The organism is Roseibium aquae, from assembly GCF_008711285.1.
GTDB lineage: Bacteria > Pseudomonadota > Alphaproteobacteria > Rhizobiales > Stappiaceae > Roseibium > Roseibium aquae.
Map to the genome: position 1 here is coordinate 264,842 of NZ_VXDC01000004.1, position 25,262 is coordinate 290,103.

The following is a 25,262-nucleotide window of genomic DNA, read 5'->3' on the forward strand; positions in this document are numbered from 1 at the left end:
GGTCATCATCCGCAAACGGGAGTGTTGGCCGCCGACCATTGAATCAGCCGGTCGCGGGCCTAAGATAACGCGAGTCGGTCAAGTGTTGCGACTGAACCCCGCGTGAAAGCGTGGAAAGTCGCCGCGCCCGCTGGCATAAGGATTTCAAAACTTTGACAATAGGAAGGCGACCCATGAGCGAACTGTCAGTCGGCATGATGGCCCCGGACTTTGATCTGGAAGCGGACGGTGGAGACCGCATTTCCCTCAGCGGATTAAAGGGCAATCCGGTTGTGGTCTACTTTTACCCCAAGGATGACACGCCCGGTTGCACGAAGGAGGCAATCGCGTTCTCCGGATTGCAAGACGAGTTTGCGGCGCTGAACACGACAATTGTTGGCATCTCGCCCGACACGGCGGCAAAACACGATAAATTCAAAGCCAAGCACGACCTCACCGTCAGACTTGCCGCCGACACGGAAACACTTGCCGCGCAGGCCTATGGCGCTTGGGTCGAAAAGAACATGTACGGCAAGAAGTACATGGGTGTGGAACGGTCTACCTTTCTGGTGGACGGACATGGAAAGATCGCTCAGGTCTGGCGCAAGGTTAAGGTCCCAGGCCACGCGGAAGCCGTTCTGGAAGCCGTAAGGGCACTTTGATGCATGACCGCGCAACCGGAGGATAGCTGCCGGGTCAATCCGCCACCTTCGCGGAAAAAATCCGATTGCTGCCACACGCCCTGCCAGTTCCCTCGAAACTGATCTAGGCCCGGCCCTGTTAAGGACCCCAACCATGTCAAACGAGGAAGATGTCCCGGTGCCGGAAACTCTGGTTGCCGGTGCCAGGGCAATCGTGGCGGCGCGGGACACGAAAACGAAGACGGCCCTCGCCTACAAGACCGCGCGGGCCTGGTTTCAGCGGAAACTGGCTGTTGGATCCACACGCCTTTGTGGCCCCATGCCGGACAGGCCCGGACGCCCGGACAAACCTTTGCTTCTTCCGCCGCGCGACATGCCGAAACGGAAAATGGGTGGCGCGGCCGGCCGGATCGCCTTGATCCATTCCCTGGCGCATATCGAGCTCAATGCCGTTGATCTCACCTGGGACCTGATCGGCCGGTTCGCGGACGTCCGCCTCCCCCGCTCCTATTATGACGATTGGGTGCGGGTGGGTCTGGAGGAGGCCAAACACTTCTCAATGCTGGAAGATCGTCTGTCCCGGCTGGATGCGGCGTACGGTGATATGCCGGCCCATGACGGGCTTTGGGAAGCAGCCCAGGATACGGGACAGGATCTGGCAGCCCGGCTTGCGATCATACCGCTTGTCCTGGAAGCGCGGGGCCTTGATATCACGCCCCCCATGATTGAGAAGGCCCGGTCACTGAACGATCATGAGACAGCCCGCTGCCTGGAAATCATTTATCGCGACGAGAAAAATCATGTCGCCTTTGGCGCAAAATGGTTCCGCTACCTGTGCGACCGGCAAGGCATCCGGCCCGAGCCCGCGTTCCAGCAATATGTCCGGCGGCATTTCCGCGGAACACTGAAACCCCCTTTCAACGATCGCGCCCGGTCCGAAGCGGGACTGACACCCGGATTTTACAAGCCTTTGGCGCCCCTGAAGGGCTGAGCTTCCGCGCGGGAAAGGAAATTATTAACCTTAACCAACTCTAATCATGACCAGCCGCAAACGAGCTGAAACGAGTCGAAGTTCGGTCATGATGAAGCAGAACGCTTTCCATTCCCAAGTCCCAGATGATCTATCTGTCCGCACCTGTTCTGCCAGCGCGCAGTACCCCAACGGTTTGGCCCCGCTGAACAGCGTTCAGAGATTGGGCTTGGTCACTGCCCTTTGCGCCATCATGGGCGTTGCGATGCTTGGAACGGGGCTGGCCACCTATTTCTTCATGAAAAGCGATCTCGTCGCCATTTCGAGCCGCGAGAAGGACGCGCTCGAACTCCAGTATCAGGACCGGATCGACCGGCTGCGCACCGAAATCGAGCGCCTTACCAGCCGCCAGATGGTTGACCGGGAGAGCGTCGAGCTCAAGGTCATGGAAATCGTCCGCCGCCAGCAAGCCATCGCCCGCCAGCACGACCTCGTGACCGACCTGATGGACCGTGCCGAGCGCAGCGGGATTCGCATCGCGGCAGCCACCCCTTCCCCGCCGGAAAAACCTGTTGTTTCCGAATTCACCTCCGACGAGGGTGGTTTCGACCCCCTTCTGGCGATTGGCGGCGAGCCTGAGCCCCTTGTCGATCCGCTCAAAATTCTCGGCCTTCGGGGAAGTTCCCAAGCCCCTTCCGGAGCGCCGTCAACGGACCAGCCACCGGCCCTGGTGCCCCACGAAACTTTGGGTCAGGGCAATTCTGAAATCGATGCGGACAAAAAGGCCGCCCTGGACGAGATCAACGACACACTCATGGCAATGGATCGCAACAGCGCCGCGGCTCTGGATGCGCTGGCATTGGCCGCCGAACAGGAAGTTGAAACGCTCGTTTCGGCCATCACTCCGCTCGGCGTCGATCTCGATAAGGCGGTCGGCATTTCCGGCCTTGCGGCCGGAGGCCCCTTTATTCCCTACACCGGCACGGGCTTTGACCACCGGGTCCGCCGGGCCAGCCTGGCAATGGAAGCGCTGGACGATCTCAAGGACGCGGCCGGCCGTCTACCGATCCACCGCCCCGTGCGGCACGTCAGCATCTCCAGCGATTTCGGTCCGCGTCTTGACCCCTTTTTGAACCGGTGGGCCATGCATAGCGGTATCGATTTCCGGGCCTCTCACGGAACCCGGGTTTACGCCGCAGCACCGGGAACCGTGGTCCATGCGGGCTGGAGCGGCGGCTATGGCAAGATGGTGGAAATCGAGCATGCCAACGGCTATGTGACCCGCTATGCCCATCTCAGCCGTCTTCAGGTGAAGACAGGCAACCACGTCCTCACCGGCGATGTAATCGGCAATATTGGCTCGACCGGCCGGTCGACGGGGCCCCATTTGCATTACGAGTTGCACGAACCCGGGGGGCCGGTGGATCCGGCACACTTCATCGGCACGGGCGATCGTCTGGCAAGCCTGTTGCGCCGCCGCTAACGTCCTCACATCAAACAAAAAACCGCCCCTTGGGCGGTTTTCTGCCCATTTGCCAGACTTGACGGCTATTCCACGTCCTCGACTGCTACAGGCTCACCGCCAAAAACCCGCTGTGCGAGTGCGGCTTCCATGAAGCGGTCCAGATCGCCGTCCAACACATCGCCCGGCGAGGTGCTTTCCGTGCCTGTCCGCAAGTCCTTCACCAGCTGATAGGGCTGAAGGACATAAGATCGGATCTGGTGGCCCCAGCCAATATCGGTCTTGGAGGCCGCCTCGGCATTGGCCGCTTCCTCGCGCTTCTTCAGCTCCAGCTCATAGAGCCGCGCCTTGAGCATCGACCACGCCGTCGCCCTGTTCTTGTGCTGCGACCGTTCAGACTGGCACTGAACCACGATTCCGGTGGGCTGGTGCGTGATACGCACCGCAGAATCGGTGGTGTTGACGTGCTGTCCCCCAGCACCGGAAGCCCGGTAGGTATCGATCCGGCAATCGCTTTCATTGATCTCGATCTCGATCGAATCATCGATGACCGGATAGACCCACACGCTGGAGAAACTGGTGTGGCGTCGCGCGTTGCTGTCATAGGGTGAAATCCGCACCAGGCGGTGAACACCGGATTCGGTCTTCATCCAGCCATAGGCGTTTTCGCCTTTGATCAGCAAGGTGGCCGACTTGATCCCCGCTTCCTCGCCGTCATTGTATTCCAAAAGCTCGACTTTATAGCCGTGCTGCTCTGCCCAACGCCGATACATGCGCAAAAGCATGGAAGCCCAGTCCTGGCTTTCCGTGCCACCTGCCCCGGAGTTGATCTCCACATAGGTGTCGTTCCCGTCGGCCTCGCCGGACAAGAGCGATTGAAGTTGCAGCTTGTTGACCTTGGCTTTGAGTCCGCGCAGCGCGTCTTCCGCCTCGGACACCACGGAAGGATCGTCTTCCATCTCGCCGAGTTCGATCAGTTCCATGTTGTCGGCCAGATCCTGTTCCAACTCGCGCAGACCGCTGATTCCGTCATCCAGTTGCTGGCGCTCGCGCATCAGTTTTTGCGCTTTTGCCGGATCGTTCCACAGCTCCGGGTTCTCCGAAGCCGCGTTCAACTCGTCCAGTCGAACAAGGGCTTGATCCCAGTCAAAGATGCCTCCTCAGCAGGCTTATGGCCTGCTTGATTTCATCGACGATCGCTTCCATTTCAGCGCGCATCGGTTACCTCGCGTTCGTAGGGTGAAAAAGGCCCGGCCCTTTGACAAGGACCGGGCGCGTTCGATCGGGGCCGGACATTAGCGGCGCGGTCCCATGGTGTAAAGTTCTCTCATCGGGCGCGGCCGGGTCGAGGCGCGGTCTCAGTAAAGCCCGCCTGTGCCGCTCAACACCGCCTGTCCTGCCTCCGGCGAAACCGTGCGCGGGATGCCCATGTCATCCTGGAAACCGATGACAGAGTAACTGTCGGGTGGCGCCATCCCCGGTTTGAACGCTTCCAGAATGGCGCCCGGTGCCCCGGCGGCGACCCGCAAGCCGGTGCGTTTGTCGATCGGGATGAGCTGCAGCCCGGGAGGCACACGGAACTCCACCGGTGGCTTGCCCTCCAAGGCCTTGGAGACGAAATCGGTAAAGATGGGAGCCGCCACCTGACCTCCGGTCGCACCCCGGCCCATTGCGCGAGGATTATCGAAGCCGACAAAGACCCCCACGGCAAGGTCGGGGGTGTAACCGACGAACCAGGCGTCTTTTTCGTCATTCGTGGTCCCGGTCTTTCCGGCAACAGGACGCCCTACCGCGCGCACGCTGGTCGCGGTGCCGCGGATGACCACGCCTTCCATCATCGAGGTAATCTGATAAGCCGTCATTGGATCGAGCACCTGCTCGCGGTCATCGATCAATTGCGGTTCGGGCTGGCCTTCCCAGACGTCCTGGGTGCACCCGTCGCAAATCCGGCTGTCATGTTTGTAGATGGTCCGGCCGTAGCGATCCTGGATCCGGTCAATCAAGGTCGGTTTGATCCGGCGTCCGCCATTGGCAATGGTCGCATAGGCCGCTGTCAGCCGCAAAACCGTGGTTTCGCCCGCGCCAAGCGACATGGACAGAACCGGCAACATATTGTCATAGATCCCGAATCTTTTGGCATACTCGGCAACCAGCGGCATTCCCATGTCCTGGGCCAGCCGGACCGTCATGACATTCCGGGACAGTTCAATCCCGGTCCGCAGCGTGGAGGGTCCGTAGAAGTTGCCGCCATAATTCTGCGGACGCCAGGTTTCCAGCCCTGGACCCTGACTGATTTCCAGCGGAGCGTCCATGACAACCGATGAAGGCGTGTAGCCATTGTCGAGCGCCGCCGCGTACAAGAACGGCTTGAACGAGGAGCCGGGCTGACGCCAGGCCTGTGTGGCCCGGTTGAATTCGCTTTGATCGAAACTGAACCCGCCGACCAGAGCCAGCACACGGCCCGTGTAAGGATCCATGGCCACCAGCGCGCCGGAAACTTCCGGCACCTGCCGCAATTCATAACTGCCCGGTGCAACGTCACTCGCCTGAACATAGACCACATCGCCCACATTCAGGACATCCGAAACACGGCTGGGCGCCCGGCCGTCGACCCGGGCCCATTTCATGGTCTCGAGGAACAATTTGCCACTCACCCGCTCGTCGGACAAACGGCCCGACACAAGCCGGCCCGGACGCAGACCAACCTCGGCCTCGTTGTCCCTGACCTCCAGAACCACAGCCAGAGACCATTCCGGAATGTCCTCAAGCATCTCGACCTTGGACAGGGGCACACCCCAATCAGCCCCAAGCTCAATCGCGTCAACCGGTCCCCGCCACCTGCCGCGTTCGCGGTCGAACTTGATCAACCCCCGCTTCAGGGCGTCGCGGGCCATGATCTGCATTTTAGGGTCGAGCGAAGAGCGAACCGACAATCCGCCTTCGTACAACCGCTTCTCACCGAAGATATCCGCGACCTCGCGGCGAACTTCCTCGGTGAAATATTCGGCCGCAACCAGACGTGTGCCGGTTTCGCGCGGATTGACGTCCAACGGGCGTGCCTTGGCGATGTCGGCCTCTTCCTGCGTGACATATCCATTGTCGATCATCCGGTCGATGACCCAATTCCGGCGCCCGATTGCCCGCTCCGTCTGGCGGAAGGGATGATAATTGTTCGGCGCCTTGGGCAAGGCGGCCAAATAGGCCATCTCATCCAATGTCAATTCATGAACAGACTTATCGAAGTAAACGAGCGACGCGGCCGCCACGCCGTAGGCGCCCAGCCCCAGGTAAATCTCATTGAGGTACAGTTCGAGAATTTCGTCCTTGGTGTAGGCCTGCTCGATCCGCAGGGCCAGGATCGCTTCCTTGATCTTTCGCTCGACCGACACCTCGTTGGTCAGCAGGAAGTTCTTCGCGACCTGCTGCGTGATTGTGGAGGCGCCTTCGGGCCTCCGGCCGGTGCCGAAGTTCTGCACGTAGCGGACCACGGCCCGGGCGATGCCTTCAGGATCCACGCCGATATGATGATAGAAATTCTTGTCCTCGGCCGAAAGATAAGCGTGCTTGAGCTGATCCGGCATGGCCTGGATCGGCAGGAACATGCGCCGCTCACGGGCATATTCGGCCATCAGGCTGCCATCGGCGGCATGAACGCGGGTCATGACCGGCGGCTCATAGTTCTTGAGCGCCGTGTAATCTGGAAGATCCTGGCTCAGGTGGTCAAGATACATCCACACTCCGGCCGCGACCAGCAAACCCAGCGCTGCCCCGATCCCGAAAAAGTAGCCAAATAGCTTTACGAGGAATTTCATTCTGCGAGCTCGTCTTTCCCGGCTCCGGTGTGCCCTATCGCACTGTATAACATATCTGGGACAGTCACGGCACCATTCGGTGCATTCCCAACGCTCCAGGCTCTCTTCCTAGACCATTATGGCGATGCTGAGGCACATGGCAAACCCCCAAGCGGATTTCGCCAGTTGACCGGCGTTGACGTTGCTTCACTGGACCGCCTGGATCCCCTCGCGGGCAAAGCGTGGACGGAAGAACCCATCGACGGCCGCCACAATGGCATTGGCCATCCGCTCGCGCCAGGCATTGGAGACCAGCAGCTTCTCGTCATGCTCGTTCGACAAATAGCCAAGCTCGAGCAGGACGGACGGGACATCGTGCGCCCTCAATACCTGGAAACCGGCGGAGCGATGCGGATTCTTAATGAGCTGAACGGCGCTTTCGAGTTCCGCGACCAAAGTGCGCGCGAAGTGGACGGAAAAATTTCGGGTTTCGCGGCGTGCAAGGTCGACCAGAATGTCGGTGACCTCATCGGTCTTCGTGACCAGTTCAACCCCGGCGATGATGTCGGACCGGTTTTCCCGCTCGGCAAGTTCCTGGGCAAGGGCATCCGATGCGCGGTCCGACAGCGTGTAGACGGAGGCGCCACGAACCACGGTCCGGCCCTGCCGCACCGAATCGGCATGAACCGAAATAAACAGATCTGCGGCGGTGTCGTGACCGAACTGAACCCGCTCGTTCAAGGGGATGAACGTGTCATCCTCGCGGGTCATCTTCACCTCATAGCGTCCCGTCGCTTCCAGCTTCTCCCGCAGCAGTCTGGAGAAATCGAGCACAACCGCCTTTTCCAGGGTGCCGCCAACCCCGACCGCTCCCGCATCGATTCCCCCGTGTCCGGGGTCCAGAACCACGAGTGGCCGGTCACGTTCCGGCTTGGCTGGCATTCTGTCGCCTTTCCCGAGGTTTTCCGCCGCACGCTTGTGGCGCAGCTGGCGCGTTTCCTCCGCAAAGGAAAGGAAATCATTCCGCGTGGCTGTGACGATATCCACCACCAAGCGGACCGGCTGGTCGTCGATCGCAGGAAGAAGAAACGTCTTGTCCAGCGCCACCGGACCATTGACGTCGAGAACGATCCTCGACTTGCCTTCCGCAAACACTCCGTACCGCCAGGCCGACACCAGCCCGCGGCCGGCCATGCCCGCTTCGGGGGGCAAATCGAAATCGAGTTCGGGAAAATCGATGATAAGCCTATAGGGGTCGGGAAGGGCCGAGATGGCGGGTACAACTTCAGCGTCGAGATCCAGGACGAATCGCGTCCGCACTTCATCCCCCGCCACGCGGGCCCCGGAAACCCTTGGCAGTTTCTCGAAGGCGCCTCCGGCGGGCTCCGCAAGCGTTTCCGGAGCGAGCACAAACAGCCCGAGCATTGCCAGGAAAGCCGGCAGAATGGCGCGCACCGTGCAGCGCCGGATCGCGACGCCCAATCGACTGAAAATGGATGTCATCACCACCATGCCGTGGTCCCGGGATCATGTGCCAGAACTTGCTCTTGGCAGACTGTCTAATCCAAAAGCGCCAATAGGGTAAATTGTTTTGTGCCCTTCACATTGCTTGCATTGCCGTGCGGCGGGTCGTACAAGTAGCTTACGGATTTAGATCCTGTTCCGGTATCGGCCCGGATGGCTTTGAGTGTAACTTTCCACATGCCATCTCGTCGAGGTTGGTCCGCGGGGAATTTTTCGCAGACTTGAGGCCGTCTGCTCTCCCCCCGGCCCCCCGCGTTACGGCGCCGGTCCGGCTGCAGGATCGGACACCGCCGAGCGGCACTGATTCTCTGTTCTTCAAGACAGCACGGAATGAGCGCCAGTGAAGGCGGGACGGTCCATGGCGTGAGCGGCGGCCCGCTGGTTTTGTCCAGTACGCTGCCTCACTAACGAAACAACGAGCTTACACTTGGGGCCTGTGCCGCCCTTCGAAGGACCCGCGCGATGCACATGATGATCGACAAACCGGCTTGCCCCGCCCGTGCGGCGGCTGCCTTCGATCATCAGTCCGCGCCGGCCACGGATCCCATTCTTTTTCTTAAAACACGTTCGGCAACCGCTACCGAAGCAGTCGGTGGGCGCATCGAAGGCGCACCCACGTGCGTTGCCGTGGAGACTCTCATCAATGGCAAACAAAATGCTGATCGACGCGGCCCACCCGGAAGAAACCCGGGTGGTCGTGGTGCGTGGCAACCGGGTTGAAGAATTCGACTTCGAGGCAGCTAACAGGAAACAACTTCGCGGGAATATTTATCTAGCAAAAGTCACGCGCGTCGAACCCTCCCTCCAGGCGGCATTCGTCGAGTATGGCGGGAACCGCCATGGCTTCCTGGCGTTCAGTGAAATCCATCCGGACTATTACCAAATCCCGGTTGCAGACAGGCAGGCGCTCCTCGAAGCCGAAGCGGCCGAGCGTGCGAATGACGACGCAGGCGATGCGGATGAAAAGCCGAAACGCCGCCGCAGATCCCAACCGGCGAAAAACGAAACACGGGATGATGTCGTTACTGGCGACGTCGAGGACGGCACCGACCAAGATGCCACCGAGGCTTCGGGCACACCCGATTCCCCTGAAGACACCGGCGGCGGAAACCAAACAGATACTGAACCGGCGGACACCGGTTCCGGAGAGGACGGGGACAACGAGGCTTCCGCGGACGAAGACGGCGCTGAAGACGATGTGGACGTTGAAGCCGGAAGCGAGGCAAGGGACAGCCGGTCAAGACCGCGCAGAAACCGCCGCACCCGCTCACGGCGCAAGCCCGATGACGAGGATGAGGACGCCGATGCCGATGGCGACGACCATGTGGAATCGGTCGGTGCCGAAGACGCGATGGAAGAGGTGCCGGAACGGCGCCAGGTCCTGCGCCGTCAATACAAGATCCAGGAAGTCATCAAGCGGCGCCAGGTGATCCTGGTGCAGGTTGTCAAGGAAGAGCGCGGCAACAAGGGGGCCGCCCTCACGACCTACCTGTCACTGGCAGGCCGTTACTCTGTGCTGATGCCCAACACCGCGCGAGGTGGCGGCATATCGCGCAAGATCACGCAGCCGACCGATCGCAAGCGCTTGAAGAATATCGCTTCTGAACTGGATGTGCCGGAAGGCATGGGGGTCATCTTGCGGACCGCGGGTGCCAGCCGGACGAAGGCGGAAATCAAGCGCGATTTCGAATACCTGATGCGCCTTTGGGAAAATGTTCGCGAACTGACCCTTCAGTCGAGCGCACCCAGCCTCGTCTATGAGGAAGGTAGCCTGATCAAGCGCTCGATTCGCGACCTTTACAACAAGGACATCAACCAGGTTCTTGTGGCCGGGGACGAGGGCTACCGAGAGGCCAAGGACTTCATGCGCATGCTGATGCCCAGCCATGCAAAGAATGTTCAGCCCTATCGCGACCCCTCCCCGCTGTTCATCCGCAACGGGGTCGAGCCGCAACTCGACGCCATGTTCTCACCTCAGGTGACGCTGAAATCCGGCGGTTATATCGTCATAAACCAGACGGAAGCGCTGGTTTCCATCGATGTGAACTCCGGAAAGTCGACCCGGGAACACAATATCGAGGACACGGCGCTCCAGACGAACCTTGAGGCCGCAGAGGAAGTGGCACGCCAGCTCCGGCTTCGGGACCTCGCCGGTCTTGTTGTGATCGACTTCATCGATATGGAGGAGAACAAGAACAACCGTAACGTCGAGCGCAAACTGAAGGAATGCCTGAAAAATGACCGCGCCCGGATCCAGGTCGGCCGGATATCGCATTTCGGGCTTCTGGAGATGTCGCGCCAGCGCCTGCGCACCGGCGTTCTGGAGAGTTCAACCACGCCGTGTCCGCACTGCAATGGCACGGGGATGATCCGCTCTGTCGAATCGGTTGCTCTGCACGTTCTTCGCTCGATCGAGGACAATCTTCTAAAGGGCGCGACCCACAATCTGGTGATCCGGACAAACGCGACCGTCGCGCTTTACATCCTCAACCAGAAACGTCCGCATCTTTCAGATTTGGAACGGCGTTTTGCCGTCGGGATCTCGATCGAGGCAGGAGAATTGGCCAACGGTCAGCTCTATGCCCTTGAACGGGCCGATCCCGTGGACCGCGAACGCTTTCCAGCGCCCGAGCTGCCGACCATCCAGATCGACACCATCGATCCAGAAGATGAAGACGAACAGCCGGATATCGTCGAGCAGGAGGACCTCGAAACCGAAGACCGGACCGAGGACCGGGCCGAAGACCGGGCGAACGACCGCAAACGACGCCGCAGACGCAAGCGCCGCCGGCAGGAGGACTCGGATCAATCGCCAGCCCCTGCGCACGGTAGCGGCGACGAGACCATTGGTGACGACGAGGTGGAGAAGGCAGCGGACTCTGCTGAAGGACCCGAATCCGATGAAGATCGTGCGGGAGACGATGAACGCCGCCGCAAGCGCCGCCGTGGGCGCCGGGGTGGACGGCGGGGCCGCCGCGATGGCGACATGACGGACACGACGTCTGCAGAAACCGCGGGCGCTTCGAGCGGCGAAGAAGCTGACGATGCAAACGCGACACAGCCGGACGCCGAAGCGGACCAGGGCTCCGCTGACCAAGAGACGCCCGAAGAGGGCAACGCACCGGTCGCCGCGGACCTTCAACCGGCCAATGCAGCAACCGAAACCGGCCAAACCAGCGCGGAAGATCCCGCCTCGGCGCCGGAAAGCGTCAGCCCGGACGATACGGGCGCGGACACCGTAGCTGCGGAGACCGCGCCGCTCGAAACGGCGGCGGATGGCGGAGACGCGCCGGCCGATATCGGAACCGTCCAACCGGCCGCCTCGGAAGCCGGAACGGAGACGGGCGAGACCGCGCAGCCCGAAAAACCGTCCGCACCGGCCGAACCGGTTTTGACCAGCCAAACGTCGGAGGGCGAAGAGGACACGCCCAAACCCAAGCGCGGCGGATGGTGGCAGCGCCGCTCGTTCTTCTAGGACACCGGGTGCGGGGTGCTCATGACACGCCCTCTTCCCGGACCGAGCCGCCGCCCGGCTTGGTAGATCCGAACGGCAAAAACGAAGCCCGCGGCCATGGGACCGCGGGCTTTGTTTTGGATCCGCCAGATAAAGGCCGGTTCAGGCGAACAGTCGCTCGGCATGCCAGGCCATGTGATCAGCTCCAAAGCTCGACACGAAATAATAGGAATGATCATAGCCTTCCTGCATCCGGATCACCGACGGCGTGCGGGTCTCGAAGAGGGCGGACGCAAGCGCTTCCGGGTTCAGGAGATCCAGGAATTTGTCACTGGCTCCCTGATCGACAAGGATGTCGCCCTTCCAGCCCTTGGTCTTCAACAGCGCGGTGGCGTCGTGATCGGCCCACAGGCTTTCGTTCGTGCCAAGATACGCGGCCAGTTGCTTGCGTCCCCACTCGCTTCGGGTCGGGTTGGAGATCGGCGCGAACGCCGACAGCGACTGGAACAGATCGGGATGATTCATGGCCAGCGTCAACGCGCCATGCCCGCCCATCGAATGACCGGTGATCCCGTGCCGGTCGGCCACCGGAAATTCGGCTTCAACCAGTGTGCGCAATTCCCGGACGATATAGCTCTCCATCTTGAAGTGCGCCGCCCAAGGCGCTTCCCGGGCATCGACATAAAAGCCGGCTCCTTTGCCCAGATCGTACGCCTCGTCATCCGCGACCTTGTCGCCGCGCGGGCTGGTGTCCGGAAACACGATGGCCAGCCCCAGTTCCGCTGCATGCGCCTGCAGGCCGGCCTTCGTCATGGCGTTCTCGTGCGTGCAGGTCAGCCCGGACAGGTACCACAGGCACGGGACCGGGCCGTCTTTGGCCTCCGGCGGCAGATAGACCGCGAATGTCATGTCGCAGGCGCACACGCTCGATGCATGCATATAGACGCCCTGGACCCCGTCGAAGCATCGGGTTTCGGAGATGATATCCATGAATGGCCCCACAATCGGCAAATGGTGAAGAGTTCAAAAGCCTTACAGCTTCCGGTACATGACGAGGGCATCGACATAGCCCTCGTGTGGATGGAAAAACGCATCCGGCAAGCGGCCGACGGTATCGAAACCGTACCGGGTCCACAGATTGATCGCACGTGTGTTCGCCGAGATGACGAAATTGAACTGCATCGCCGCGAACCCGCCTTCTTTCGCCGCGCCGAAAGCATGTTCCAGCATCAACCGGGCGATGCCCATCCCTTGCGCCGATGCCGCGGTCACGAAGCCGCAGTTGCACACATGCGCGCCGCCGCCCCCCTGATTGCGGACAAGATAGTAGGTTCCCAGAAGATCGCCGCCGCCCCGCTCCGCCACGAAGACCTTTTTTTTCCCGCCCGTCCAATAGGCCAGCGCCCCGGCCCGGTCGATATCCGGATCGATGGCGTAGGTTTCTCCGGCAGCGAAGACCGGTTGCAGAATGGCCCACAACCCGTCGCCATCCTGCTCCTCCGCGGACCTGATCGAGACGTCCGTCATGTCCTCAATAGACCACGACCGACCGGATCGACTCCCCGCGATGCATCAGATCGAAGCCGGTGTTGATCTCCTCCAGGGGCATCGTGTGGGTGATCATCGGATCGATCTCGATCTTGCCGTCCATGTACCAGTCCACGATTCTCGGAACATCGGTCCGGCCGCGCGCGCCGCCGAATGCCGTTCCCCGCCAGGACCGTCCGGTCACAAGCTGGAACGGGCGCGTGGAGATCTCGGCTCCGGCCGGGGCCACTCCAATAATGATGGATTCGCCCCATCCTTTGTGGGCCGCTTCCAGCGCGGTGCGCATCACGTTCACATTGCCCGTTGCATCGAAGGTGTAATCCGCCCCACCCTTGGTCAGATTGACCAGATAGGGCACCAGATCTCCCTCGACCTCGGACGGGTTGACGAAATCGGTCATACCGAAGCGTTCCGCCATATCCTTCTTCGCCGGATTGAGGTCCACACCGACGATCTGATCCGCGCCGACCAGACGCAAGCCCTGAATGACATTCAGCCCAATGCCACCGAGGCCGAAAACAATCGCCCTCGAGCCTGGCTCCACCTTCGCCGTGTTGATCACGGCGCCGATGCCCGTCGTCACACCGCAGCCGATGTAGCACACCTTGTCGAATGGTGCGTCCGGGTTGATCTTCGCAAGCGCGATCTCCGGGACGACCGTGAAGTTGGAGAAGGTGGACGTTCCCATGTAGTGCAGGATCGGATCCCCATCCAAGGTGCTGAAGCGCGACGACCCGTCGGGCATGAGCCCCTGCCCCTGGGTCGAGCGGATGGCCTGACAGAGATTCGTCTTCGGGTTCAGACAGTACTCGCAAGTGCGGCATTCGGGCGTGTAGAGCGGAATGACATGGTCGCCAGGTTTCAGAGTGGTCACTCCCGGCCCCACTTCGACGACAACACCGGCGCCCTCATGACCCAGGATGGCTGGGAACAAGCCTTCAGGGTCCGCGCCTGATAGTGTGAATTCGTCCGTATGACAGATACCTGTCGCTTTAACTTCAACCAAAACTTCAAAGGCACGCGGGCCTTCCAATTTGACCGTGGTTACCTCGAGCGGCTTGCCCGCTGCGACGGCGATGGCTGCACGTGTTTCCATGAAATGGCCTCCCGCTTTGGAATTTTCGAAGAGTGAACCCGAACTGTTTGAGCTATCGTGATATAGAACCGGCCGCGCTCTGGAAACCGCCTTGTTTGCGGCAGGCGCCTTGTCAGAACCGGAACGGACGGCGGACGGTGATCAAGTTGACCGGTGCTAGAACTGGCAGGCAAGGCGGTGGCATGGACACGACAGAGGCATGGACATGTCGCATTTGAGCAAACAAGCGACTGAAACCCGGTAGGCAGCACAGCTTTCAATCGTGATGATGCGCAAGACTTGGGACGTGCGGCCATTCGGCCGCTTGCCTGCCGCATGCCCGATGAAGCACCCTGATTTTCCGGCTTGATCCGTCGCGCACGGCAGCCCCCCTCGGACCTTTTGGAGCACCGGCTTCATGAAACACTACTCGTTTCTGGAATTGGCCAAGAATGCCTTTTCCGCGCACCAGAACTGGGGCCGTCAATGGCGTGCACCGGAGCCCAAGGCGGAATATGACATTGTGATCGTTGGCGCAGGGGGACATGGGCTCGGCACGGCCTATTATCTCGCCAAGGAACACGGGCTGCGCAACATCGCCGTTCTGGAAAAGGGCTGGCTGGGCGGCGGCAACACCGGCCGGAACACGACGATCATCCGATCGAACTACCTGTGGGAAGAGAGCGCGGCACTCTACAATCATTCGGTCAAGTTATGGGACGGCCTTTCCCAGGATCTGAACTACAACGTGATGTATTCCGCGCGCGGCGTCATGATGCTGGCGCATACGGTTCACGACATCCAGGTGTTCAAGCGCCACGTTCACGCCAACCGCCTCGCCGGGGTGCAAAACGAATGGCTGACCCCGGAAGAGGCAAAGGAATACTGCCCGCCGCTGAACATTTCCAAAAACATCCGGTACCCGGTTGTTGGAGCCGCACTGCAACGGGTGGGCGGCACCGCGCGCCACGATGCGGTGGCTTGGGGCTATGCGCGCGCGGCCGATGATCTGGGCGTCGACATCATTCAGAACTGCGCCGTCACGGGCATCCGCCGGGCCGCCGACGGGTCTGTGGAAGGGGTGGACACCGCCAAGGGCTTCATCAAGGCCAAGAAGGTTGGCGTCGTCGCGGCCGGTCACACGAGCGTCCTGATGGAGATGGCCGGTATCCGCATGCCGCTGGAATCCAACCCGCTGCAGGCGCTGGTCTCCGAACCGGTCAAGCCAGCTTTTCCGTGCGTGGTCATGTCGAACACGATTCATGCCTACATCTCCCAGTCCGACAAGGGCGAACTGGTGATCGGCGCGGGCACGGACCAGTTCGTGTCCTACAGCCAGACGGGCGGGATCCACATCACCAACCATACGATCGACGCGATCTGCGAATTGTTCCCGATGTTCCGCCGGATGCGGATGCTGCGCAATTGGGGCGGCATCGTGGATGTCACACCGGACCGCTCCCCGATCATCGCCAAGACCCCCGTCCCGGGACTTTTCGTGAACTGCGGCTGGGGGACCGGCGGCTTCAAGGCGACACCGGGCTCGGCCCATGTGTTCGCGCACACCATCGCCAAGGACGAGCCGCATCCCATCGCGGCGCCCTTTTCACTGGAGCGCTTCCGCACCGGACGCCTGATCGACGAGGCGGCAGCGGCCGCCGTTGCGCACTGACGAGGGATTTATCGTGCTATTGATCCAATGCCCCTATTGCGGTGTCGAGCGCCCGGAACTGGAATTCTCCTGCCGTGGCGAAGCCCATATCGCGCGCCCTGCCGATCCGTCAGCCACGACCGACGAGCAATGGGCGGAATACCTCTATCTCCGGACGAACCCGAAAGGTGTAATCGCCGAACGCTGGCGCCACATCCACGGGTGCGGACGCTTTTTCAACGCTCTGCGCGACACGGTCAGTGACAAGTTCCTGATGGTTTACAAGGCCGGCGAACCGAAACCGGATCCTGCCCAGTTTTCCAAGGAGGCCGGACGATGAGCCAGCCATTCCGCATTGAAAAGGGCGGCCGCATCGACCGCGCCGCATCCCTGTCTTTCACGTTCGATGGCGAGCGCCTGAGCGGTCATGCCGGCGACACCCTCGCCTCGGCCCTTCTGGCGAACGGTATTCATCTGGTCGGCCGCTCTTTCAAGTATCATCGCCCCCGCGGTATCCTGACAGCCGGCTCCGAAGAGCCGAACGCACTTGTCGGCATTTGCCGGAAGGGCGACCAGACCCCCAACCTTCGGGCAACCCAAGTCGAAGTCTACGAAGGGCTGGAGACCGTCAGTCAGAACCGGTTTCCCTCTCGCGGCTTTGATGTCGGCGCGGTCAACGATCTGCTCTCGCCGCTGTTTCCGGCCGGTTTTTATTACAAGACCTTCATGTGGCCAAAGGCGTTCTGGGACCGGGTGTACGAACCGGTGATCCGGGCCGCCGCCGGTCTTGGAAATCCGCCGAAGAACCCCGATCACGACACCTATGGCAATCTCTACGCCCATTGCGATGTTCTGGTGATCGGATCCGGTCCGGCGGGACTTGCGGCGGCGTTGGCAGCGGCGGACAGCGGCGCACGGGTCATTCTGTGCGACGAGCAGGCCGAGTTCGGCGGTTCCCTGCTGACCGAGACAGCGGCAACGATTGACGGCACTGCGCCCGCCCAGTGGGTTGCGGACACGCTGGAAAAACTGTCGGCGAACGGCAATGTCACCTTGCTGCCGCGCACGACCGCCTTTGGATATTTCGCACAGAACTTCGTGGCCCTGGCGCAGCGCATCACGGATCACGTGTCCGAACCCGACCCGCGGCTGCCGCGCGAGCGCTTGTGGCAGGTGCGCGCCAGGGAAGTGGTGATTGCGGCGGGCGCCATCGAACGGCCCATGGTGTTTCCGGAGAATGACCGCCCCGGCATCATGCTGGCAGAAGCCGGCCGCACCTATCTGAACCGCTACGGCGTCAAGGTGGGCCACAACGTACTGGTGGCCACTGCATGCGACACGGCCTGGCAGGCGGCATTCGATCTGGCGGACCATGGCGTGACGATTGCCGCAATCGCGGATGTTCGCGAAAACCCGCCCGAAGCCCTGCAATCCATCGCAAAAGCGCGCGGCATCCGTGTCGAAAAGGGCTGTGTTGTGACCGGAACAACCGGCCGCAAGCGCATTTCCGCGGCCCTGCTGGGTCGCCTTAGGGGCAACGGCGTCGCCGCCGCCGGTGAAGTGGCCTGCGATGCCTTGCTGATGTCGGGCGGCTGGACGCCGACGGTGAGCCTCTACTCCCAATCGCGTGGCAAGGTTGTCTGGAACGAGAGCCTCGGCACCTTCGTGCCCGGCCAGAGTGTCCAGAACGAACGCTCCGCGGGAGCCTGCCTGGGGATTTACGGTCTCAACGCAGCACTGGAGGACGGTTATGCGGCAGGCGAAAACGCTGCCAAGGCGGCGATCGGCAGAAGCGGCACCGTTTCCCGGGCGCAGGCCCACGGCGCGGATGCCGGCGAAGGCGGAATTCTCGGCGCCCTTCCCCACGACCGCGACCCCTCCAAGGTCAAGGCTTTCGTTGATTACCAGAATGATGTGACCGCCAAGGACGTTAAGCTGGCCGTGCGCGAGGGCATGCATTCCATCGAGCACATCAAGCGCTACACCACCACCGGCATGGCCACCGACCAGGGCCGATTGTCGAACCTAAACGCGCTTGATATTGCCTCCAAGGCGCTCGACAAACCGGTTACGGATGTGGGCCTGACGACCTTCCGCCAACCCTACACGCCAACAACCTTCGGGATCTTCGCGAACATCTCCCGCGGCGACTTTTTCGACCCCGTCCGCAAGACACCCTCGCACGATTTCGTGGCTGGCCAAGACGCCGCGTTCGAGGATGTCGGCCAATGGAAGCGGGCCTGGTATTTGCCAAAGGATGGCGAAGACATGCATCAGGCTGTCGCGCGCGAATGCGAGACCGTGCGCAAGTCCGCTGGCCTGTTCGATGCTTCGACCCTGGGCAAGATCGAGGTGGTCGGCCCGGACGCGGCCGAATTCCTGGAACGCATGTACACCAATCCCTGGAAGAAGCTTGCGCCCGGACGCTGCCGCTACGGCCTTCTCCTGAACGATGCCGGGTTCATCATCGACGACGGTGTTGTCGGACGATTGGCCGAGGACCGCTTCCACGTGACGACGACCACCGGCGGTGCAGCCCACGTCTTCGCCACGATGGAGGACTACCTGCAGACCGAATGGCCGGACCTGGATGTATGGATCACCTCCATCACCGAGCAATACGCGGTGTGCGCCGTTCAAGGCCCGAAAGCGCGTGACATCATCGCCCCGTTCGTCGAGGGGATCGACCTGTCTGCCGACGCCTTCCCCCACATGAGCGTGGGCAGCGGCACGTTCTGCGGTGTGCCCTGCCGCCTGTTCCGCATTTCCTTCACCGGCGAGCTGGGCTTTGAAGTGAACGTGCCCCGACGCCATGGCAAGATGGTTTGGGACAAGCTGGCCAAGGCCGTCGCCGAGCAGGAGGGCGTGATCTACGGCACGGAAACCATGCACGTTCTGCGCGCCGACAAGGGATACATCATCGTCGGTCAGGAAACCGACGGCACGGTGACCCCGGACGATGTCGGCATGAACTGGGCCATCGGCAAGAACAAGGCAGACTTTGTCGGCAAGCGCGGGCTTGCCCGTCCGGATCTTGTGGCCGGGGGCCGCAAGCAGCTTGTCGGCCTTCTGACCAAGGACCCCAAAGTGGTTCTCGAGGAAGGCGCTCAGGTGACGAAGCTGGCCAATCCGCCGGCTGGAACACCCGCCGAAGGGCATGTGACTTCGGCCTATCACAGCCCGGCCATGGGCCGCTCCATCGCCCTGGCCCTTGTCAAGGACGGAAGGCGCCTGACCGGCGAGACACTGAACATCCCCATGCCCAACGGCGCCATCCCGGTGGAGGTCGTCGAACCATTCTTCTATGACAAGGAAGGAGCGCGGCTCAATGGCTGACATCCTGACCAGCGAACTCTATTCCGCCGATTCATCGCAAGCTCCGCTGCTGGTGCTGCCCGATGTGACGATCATGCCAGCGGCTCCGGCCGCCCGTGTGTCGCTGCGCTGCCGGGAGACCGGGCTCGCTCTGGCGGCGAAGGCCTTCGGCACACCGATCCCCCAAACACCGCTCACGGCGGAAACCGCCGCGAACCGGGCCGCCTTCTGGTTGGGGCCAGACGAATGGATGCTCGTCGCGCCAGAAAGCCAGCTCGCGGCTATCCTCTCCGACCTGGAAACCCACCTTGACGCCGTTCCCCACTCGGTGGTCGATATTTCGCATCGCCAGGACGCGGTGCTGGTGTCCGGGCCCCGCGCGGGTTGGCTCTTGAACACCGGCGTGCCGATCGACCTGCACGAGAGCGCCTTCGCTGTCGGAACGGTGACCCGCACGCTGTTCCACAAGACCCCGATCATGCTGTGGCGCACCGGGCCGGACAGTTTTGTCGTCGAGGCCTGGGGCTCTTTCATGGACTATGTGACCGGTTTGCTGGTCCAGTCGGCGGAAGAGTTGAAGGCGGCATAGGCCAAGCAAACAATCAGGGGCCCGGAACGGCGCCTGGCAGGTGCCGTTCTCGACGAATATCGAACCTCGCTCTCGTCATCCCCGGCGCAGCGCAGCGGAAATCTGGAACCGGGTGACCGAGACACTTGTTTCATCAAAAAAAGACGGTGTGGCTCGCCGATCCCGGCTCGTCCTGCATTTGGCCGGGATGACCGGAAGGCGCGTCCCGTTTGTCATCAAACTCGAAGCGTGCTTTGCGGACAGCGTTTTTTCACACGCGTTTTCCGTGATCCAGGTGTGATTTCCGTTTGGGAATGCTATGGGATATGCCCAATCAGAAAGCATCCTTAAAGCATTTCCCGCTATTCAATCCGCATGATCAAAATCGGGTCCTACAACATCCAGAAAAGCATCGGTGTCGACGCCCGCCGGAAACCGGAACGGATTCTAGAAGTCCTGAGGGAAATGGACTGCGACATCGTCGCCTTGCAAGAGGCAGACCGGCGCTTCGGCCCGCGGGAAACAACGATTGATCCCGAACTCATTGCCAGCACCACCGACTACAAGATTGTCCCGCTGGCAACCCGGCAGCTCAGCCTGGGATGGCACGGCAATGCCATTCTCGCCCGCACGGATGTCAACATCATCGACTTCAAGCGCCTGGAACTGCCGGCCCTCGAACCGCGCGGTGCGGTCATGGCCGACCTCAAGGTGAACGGCGCGCTGATCCGGGTTGCCGCCATGCATCTGAGCGTGGTGTCAACTTTCCGGCGCCGCCAAGTCGCCTCGGTCATGCAGCAACTTCACGAGCACGCCTACCAGTTGCCAACGGTTCTGGTTGGCGATCTGAACGAATGGCGGGACACCGGCCGGAGCCTGAAGACATTCAGTCCGCATTATGAGGTGACAACTCCAGGCCGCAGCTTCCCTTCCCCTTTGCCGATCGCAAGCCTCGACCGGATCATCACAAGCCCGGAGTTTTCCGTGGAGGAATGCGGTGTGCACCGGACCAAAATCGCCAAGATCGCTTCGGATCACCTGCCCATCTGGGCACGGCTGTCGCTGGCCGATCATCCGGCGCAAAGTACCTCCTCCGGGGCGGAGAGCGTTTGCCAATAAGCGAGGCCCTCTTTTTCGGCCCAAGTGGTATCATTCAAAAAGCGTTCGACGGTGAGCGCCCCCACTGCCGGCCGCTTGGGCTTCACCACGGATCCCCGCCCGTTTGAAGCAGATCCGGTCAACGCATAAAGCACTGCGGAAGAGGCGTGCTTGTTGAAGGCCGCCAAGCCGTCTACACGTTATCCAATGGGGCAAAGATCCGCCGGGCAGCGAAAACCGGCAGTTTCGGCGAAGCGAACCGGCGAGCCCGCAAGACGGAGCGGCGTGATGGATCATATCCTCAATCACTTCGAAAGCTACGCGGCCCTCTACGTGCTGCTTCAGTCGATCGCGCTTTGGGTCACGCAAGGCTGGTGGCGGGTACTGGCTATGGTGCCCTTGGTCCCTGTGCTTGCCGTCGTGGGGTTGGTGATCGCCGCCTCCGGAAGCGGCGGAAACGTGACGCCGATCCTGTTGTTCTTCGTGCTACCGCCCGCGCTGATCTTCATTGTATTGCTGCTTCTCCTCTACGGTTTGTTGCGCTGGCGGGGATTCGCAGACTGAGCGCGCACGCCATGAGAGCCTTTGGCGGGCACTGCAATTGTTAACGGTCCGGCTGGTATCCTCGCCTTTCAAACCGAGGAACCCGGCCATATGTTGCGCGACTATCAAGAACTCCGCCTTGCCGAACTGCTTGGGGCCTTGAGCCACGCGCTGGACATTACCGAAGGCCAGCCCAAAGGCCACTGTGTCCGTGTATGCTGGATCGGCATCAACATTGGCCGCGCCCATGGGCTGAGCGAGGCCGATTTGTCGCACCTCTACTACACCTTGTTGCTGAAGGATCTGGGATGCTCCAGCAACGCGGCCCGGATCTGCGAGCTCTATCTCACCGACGACCTGACCTTCAAACGCGATTTCAAGGTGATGGCGGACAGCTTGCCGGCCGCACTGCGTTTTGTGCTCGGCCACACGGGGCTCAAGCACGGCCTTGCCGAACGGGTTCGGGCGATCATCAACATCTTGCAGAACGGCGGAGACATCGTCAGCGAAATGATCGAAACCCGGTGCCAGCGCGGTGCCGACATCGCGCGGCAGATGCGGTTTCCCGATCCTGTGGTCAACGGAATATACAGCCTGGATGAGCACTGGAATGGGCAGGGCCGCCCGCACGGGCTTCAAGGATCACAGATCCCGCTGTTTTCCCAGATCGCCCTGCTGGCCCAGATCATCGACGTCTTCCAAGTGCATTCAGGCCCCGACAGCGCCCGCCAGGAAGCCAGGATCCGGGCCGGCAACTGGTTCGACCCTCAGCTTGTGGCGACCTTCGAGCGGATCGCAACGGACCCGGTGTTCTGGTCGGTTCTGACCACCGAAGCTCTTGAAGCAACGGTCTATTCCCTGGAACCGGCGCGATTGGTCCGTTTTGCCGATGAAGACCACCTTGATGAGATCGCCCTTGGCTTTGCGTCGGTGATCGATTCAAAAAGCCCCTACACCGCCGGCCACAGCGAACGGGTCACCCTGTTCACAGACCTGATCGCGGAGCGCATGGCCTACAGCGACCGGGACCGTCAGCTTCTCCGGCGCGCCGCGCTGTTGCATGACATCGGCAAGCTGGGTGTCAGCAACGCCATCCTCGACAAGCCGGCCAAGCTGGACGAGGTGGAATGGGGGCAGATCCGTCAGCACCCCGTGTTCTCGGATGAAATCCTGTCCCGGATCGCCGCGTTCAAGGACTTGTCCAAGATCGCGCGCGGCCATCATGAACGGCTTGACGGGACGGGGTATCCGGACGGCCTGACCGCAAGCCAAATCGCCATGGAAACCCGGATCGTGACGGCAGCCGACATTTTCGATGCCCTGACCGCGGCCCGCCCCTACCGGCCTGCCATGCCCCTTCACAAGGCGCTGTCGATCATGGAAGGCGATGTTGGAACAGCCATCGACCCCTTGTGTTTTGCCGCCCTGAAAGATGCGACCCGGGGCTGGGAGGAAAAGGACGCGGCCTGATCCCTTTCACCGGGGAACCGGACGGCTGTGCCGTTGCTTGCCGGCAACTTGCCACGAACCGGCGCGCAGTTTGCCTTCGGTATGGTGGACAGGCTCCATAAGGGCCTGTCCACTCGTTGTACGTCATTGGCGGCTCAGGCGATGCGCAGCCGACCATCGAGACGAATGCCGTTTTCTGGCGTCACAGTGCCCAGATCACGGATATGGGCGATGACTTCATTGCGGTAGACCAGACCAGTGTGATTGTAGGACCAACCGCGGATGTCCAGACTTGCGATATTACCCGCCACGCCGCCAGAAATCGGCGCACCGTTCCAAGCCTCACCGAACGCGCCAAGCTGGATATAGCTGTTGATCGCAAGGGAGAAAGTCTTGTCAAGTTGACTTTCCAACGGCTGGCCTAGCACCTCCACCTTGACTGCGCGCGCTTCCGCGGCCGAACCACCAAGTTCGATCGCGTAACGCAGTCCGCTCGAAAAGTGAAGGAACCCGCGCGAGACAAATCCGTTCAGATCCGCGCTCTCCACTTCTTCGGGCCGCAGGATCCGCTTGGCGTTGCTGTCCAGCATTGCCTTCAGATCCCGACCTGTAACCGTCGCTACATGCACCTGGTCGGCATAAGGCATCACGTCGAACCATTCACCGAAGCTCAATGGCCCTTCGTCCACCCCGGCAGCGAGTCCTGTTGCATTGAAAAGCGCAAGATCCACCGTCCCATTCGCGAATGAACTGGAGCGCGCGACCAGCGCGTCGTTCATGAAGTTCGCCAGCGCAGCTTCGCGGATATACCGATCCGAAATGGTCCGATGACGCGATAGAAGACCCTCTGGATCGACTACATTGCCAATCGCTTCCGCCATTTTGTCTTCCAGCGCGGCGATCATCGGCCCGATTACCTCTGCCTCGAATTGCTGATCGTAGTCTTCGTCCCGCTCGGCAGCTTCATAGCCGTCATCGCCCGGGACCAAACGGTCATCCCGGCGCTTGGTGGGATGCAAGGAGACGCTAGTAAACCAGCCCCGGCGACCGTTTTCCGCAGCAATCGACATGGCTATATCACCCAGATGCCGGCCATTGGCATTTGCCTGGGTAATTAGCACGCCGTTCATGACATTAGCGGGATTGATCCCGGTCTCATTCAAAACGGTATGAGTATGGCCACCAACAAGAACAATCGGCTTGTCCGACAATGGACCTGCGCGTTCAGCCAAGACGAAATCGCCGTCGTCGATACGGCGGGCAAAGGCCGAGCGGCCACTCTGATGGCTTCCCGCGCCATAACCACAATGGGACAAGATCACAACAACGTCCGAGACCGCGGATACCGCCGGCATGAGGTTTTCAAGTGCGGTCACCGGGCTCGCCACGGCAAGCCCAGGATCTGACTCGGTGCCAACTCGCGTATCGACCGATGTTGTCAAGCCGATGACGCCGATCCGCAGGCCCTTCGCCTCAAGAATCGCCGCTGCATGATAGTCGCGATCACGTTCCATGTGGGCGGAGCCATGTATGTTCGCAGACAGAACCGGGAAGGTCACATCCCGCTCAATACCAAGGCGCAACATCTCCGCGCCTCTGTCGAATTCGTGGTTGCCAAGTACGGCAATGTCCAAACCCGCTGCCGAGGCGGCGCGATAGCCGGCATCGGCGACAAACTCCTCAGGGGACCAGCCCATCAGTTCGTCGAAGACGGAACCTGTATGATCATCGCCCGCGGACACAAAGAGGGTGATCTCATTGTCGGCCGATGATGCGCGTGCAGCCCGGACCATCTTGACGATCTGGCTGAACCGATGGGTGTCGCCTCGTTTGCTATGCATCTCGGTCAGATGGTTGTGCATATCGTTGATATGCAGAATGCGCAGCACCCGGCGTTCGCCCTCAGGCAAAGCCGGAGACGGCACAGGCGAGCCGTCGGCGGCCACGATCCGCTCGATCGGCCCCGCAAGCGGATCGCCGGTCAGCAAGAACGCGCGTTCAACAACGCCTTTCGGATTGGGGGCAACTTCGGTCAGGGACAGCTCGCGAAGTCCGGCCTGGGCGTTGGCCCGGAAAACAATCATTGGAGTCAGGGCGGCTGCGGATGCCCCAACGAGGAAGGCGCGGCGGGAGGGAGAAATGAAGGAAGGCATAAAAAACTCCTGATTGGTTTCCCGCCTGATAGAGCAGGCAT

18 protein-coding genes are annotated in these 25,262 nt (G+C 61.2%); 11 read left to right on the top strand and 7 right to left on the bottom strand.

Annotated features, from left to right (window positions below; genetic code table 11):
- Window positions 1–173: 173 nt before the first annotated feature.
- From F0184_RS08465 to F0184_RS08475, 3 genes are all read left to right on the top strand, one after another.
- Window positions 174–641 carry a peroxiredoxin gene (locus F0184_RS08465; protein WP_150495736.1) on the top strand — a complete coding sequence of 156 codons (468 nt, stop codon included), beginning with the start codon at window positions 174–176 and terminating at the stop codon, window positions 639–641.
- A gap of 133 nt (window positions 642–774) precedes the next feature.
- Entirely contained in the window at window positions 775–1,611 is an 837-nt protein-coding gene (locus F0184_RS08470; RefSeq protein ID WP_150495737.1) for a ferritin-like domain-containing protein, read from the top strand.
- Window positions 1,612–1,819: 208 nt separating this feature from the next.
- Entirely contained in the window at window positions 1,820–3,073 is a 1,254-nt protein-coding gene (locus tag F0184_RS08475) for a M23 family metallopeptidase (RefSeq protein ID WP_172972044.1), read from the top strand.
- Between the two features lie 65 nt (window positions 3,074–3,138).
- Here F0184_RS08475 and prfB read toward each other — a convergent pair.
- From prfB to F0184_RS08490, 3 genes are all read right to left on the bottom strand, one after another.
- Window positions 3,139–4,270, bottom strand: a protein-coding gene (gene prfB, locus F0184_RS08480) for a peptide chain release factor 2 (protein ID WP_150495739.1) whose coding sequence is annotated in 2 segments (ribosomal slippage) — window positions 3,139–4,200 and window positions 4,202–4,270 — 1,131 coding nt in all. Because the reading frame shifts where the segments join, the coding sequence is not laid out codon by codon here.
- 140 nt (window positions 4,271–4,410) lie between these two features.
- Complete coding sequence (locus tag F0184_RS08485; protein WP_150495740.1) at window positions 4,411–6,864, bottom strand: penicillin-binding protein 1A; 2,454 nt, start codon at window positions 6,862–6,864, stop codon at window positions 4,411–4,413.
- Window positions 6,865–7,050: 186 nt separating this feature from the next.
- Window positions 7,051–8,355 (bottom strand): N-acetylmuramoyl-L-alanine amidase, encoded by a 1,305-nt coding sequence (locus F0184_RS08490; RefSeq protein ID WP_244299067.1) that lies wholly within the window; start codon window positions 8,353–8,355, stop codon window positions 7,051–7,053.
- Window positions 8,356–9,010: 655 nt separating this feature from the next.
- On the opposite strand from F0184_RS08490, the gene F0184_RS08495 reads away from it, so the two are divergent.
- A complete protein-coding gene (locus F0184_RS08495) occupies window positions 9,011–11,842 on the top strand; it encodes an Rne/Rng family ribonuclease (RefSeq protein WP_150495741.1) in 2,832 nt (943 codons plus the stop codon).
- Window positions 11,843–11,983: 141 nt separating this feature from the next.
- On the opposite strand, the gene fghA is transcribed toward F0184_RS08495, so the two are convergent.
- From fghA to F0184_RS08510, 3 genes are read right to left on the bottom strand one after another with little or no spacing between them, the layout of a single operon-like run.
- Window positions 11,984–12,811, bottom strand: coding sequence for an S-formylglutathione hydrolase (gene fghA / locus F0184_RS08500; RefSeq protein ID WP_150495742.1), 828 nt, complete (start codon window positions 12,809–12,811; stop codon window positions 11,984–11,986).
- A gap of 42 nt (window positions 12,812–12,853) precedes the next feature.
- Complete coding sequence (locus F0184_RS08505; RefSeq protein ID WP_150495743.1) at window positions 12,854–13,348, bottom strand: GNAT family N-acetyltransferase; 495 nt, start codon at window positions 13,346–13,348, stop codon at window positions 12,854–12,856.
- A 4-nt stretch (window positions 13,349–13,352) separates the two neighbouring features.
- Entirely contained in the window at window positions 13,353–14,465 is a 1,113-nt protein-coding gene (locus F0184_RS08510) for an S-(hydroxymethyl)glutathione dehydrogenase/class III alcohol dehydrogenase (protein WP_150495744.1), read from the bottom strand.
- Window positions 14,466–14,862: 397 nt separating this feature from the next.
- On the opposite strand from F0184_RS08510, the gene F0184_RS08515 reads away from it, so the two are divergent.
- From F0184_RS08515 to F0184_RS08545, 7 genes are all read left to right on the top strand, one after another.
- Window positions 14,863–16,116, top strand: coding sequence for a sarcosine oxidase subunit beta family protein (locus F0184_RS08515; RefSeq protein ID WP_150495745.1), 1,254 nt, complete (start codon window positions 14,863–14,865; stop codon window positions 16,114–16,116).
- Between the two features lie 13 nt (window positions 16,117–16,129).
- Window positions 16,130–16,435 (top strand): sarcosine oxidase subunit delta, encoded by a 306-nt coding sequence (locus F0184_RS08520; protein WP_150495746.1) that lies wholly within the window; start codon window positions 16,130–16,132, stop codon window positions 16,433–16,435.
- Window positions 16,432–19,431 carry a sarcosine oxidase subunit alpha family protein gene (locus tag F0184_RS08525; protein ID WP_150495747.1) on the top strand — a complete coding sequence of 1,000 codons (3,000 nt, stop codon included), beginning with the start codon at window positions 16,432–16,434 and terminating at the stop codon, window positions 19,429–19,431. The genes F0184_RS08520 and F0184_RS08525 overlap by 4 nt, the downstream gene beginning before the upstream one ends.
- Window positions 19,424–19,999: a sarcosine oxidase subunit gamma gene (locus tag F0184_RS08530; protein WP_150495748.1), complete on the top strand. Its 576-nt coding sequence runs from the start codon at window positions 19,424–19,426 to the stop codon at window positions 19,997–19,999. The genes F0184_RS08525 and F0184_RS08530 overlap by 8 nt, the downstream gene beginning before the upstream one ends.
- 354 nt (window positions 20,000–20,353) lie before the next feature.
- Window positions 20,354–21,097 (top strand): endonuclease/exonuclease/phosphatase family protein, encoded by a 744-nt coding sequence (locus tag F0184_RS08535; RefSeq protein ID WP_150495749.1) that lies wholly within the window; start codon window positions 20,354–20,356, stop codon window positions 21,095–21,097.
- Window positions 21,098–21,364: 267 nt separating this feature from the next.
- Complete coding sequence (locus F0184_RS08540) at window positions 21,365–21,640, top strand: hypothetical protein (RefSeq protein WP_150495750.1); 276 nt, start codon at window positions 21,365–21,367, stop codon at window positions 21,638–21,640.
- Between the two features lie 90 nt (window positions 21,641–21,730).
- Window positions 21,731–23,089: an HD-GYP domain-containing protein gene (locus tag F0184_RS08545; RefSeq protein WP_150495751.1), complete on the top strand. Its 1,359-nt coding sequence runs from the start codon at window positions 21,731–21,733 to the stop codon at window positions 23,087–23,089.
- Window positions 23,090–23,223: 134 nt separating this feature from the next.
- On the opposite strand, the gene F0184_RS08550 is transcribed toward F0184_RS08545, so the two are convergent.
- On the bottom strand, window positions 23,224–25,221 hold the full coding sequence (locus tag F0184_RS08550) for a bifunctional metallophosphatase/5'-nucleotidase (RefSeq protein ID WP_150495752.1): 1,998 nt from the start codon (window positions 25,219–25,221) through the stop codon (window positions 23,224–23,226).
- Window positions 25,222–25,262: the final 41 nt, after the last annotated feature.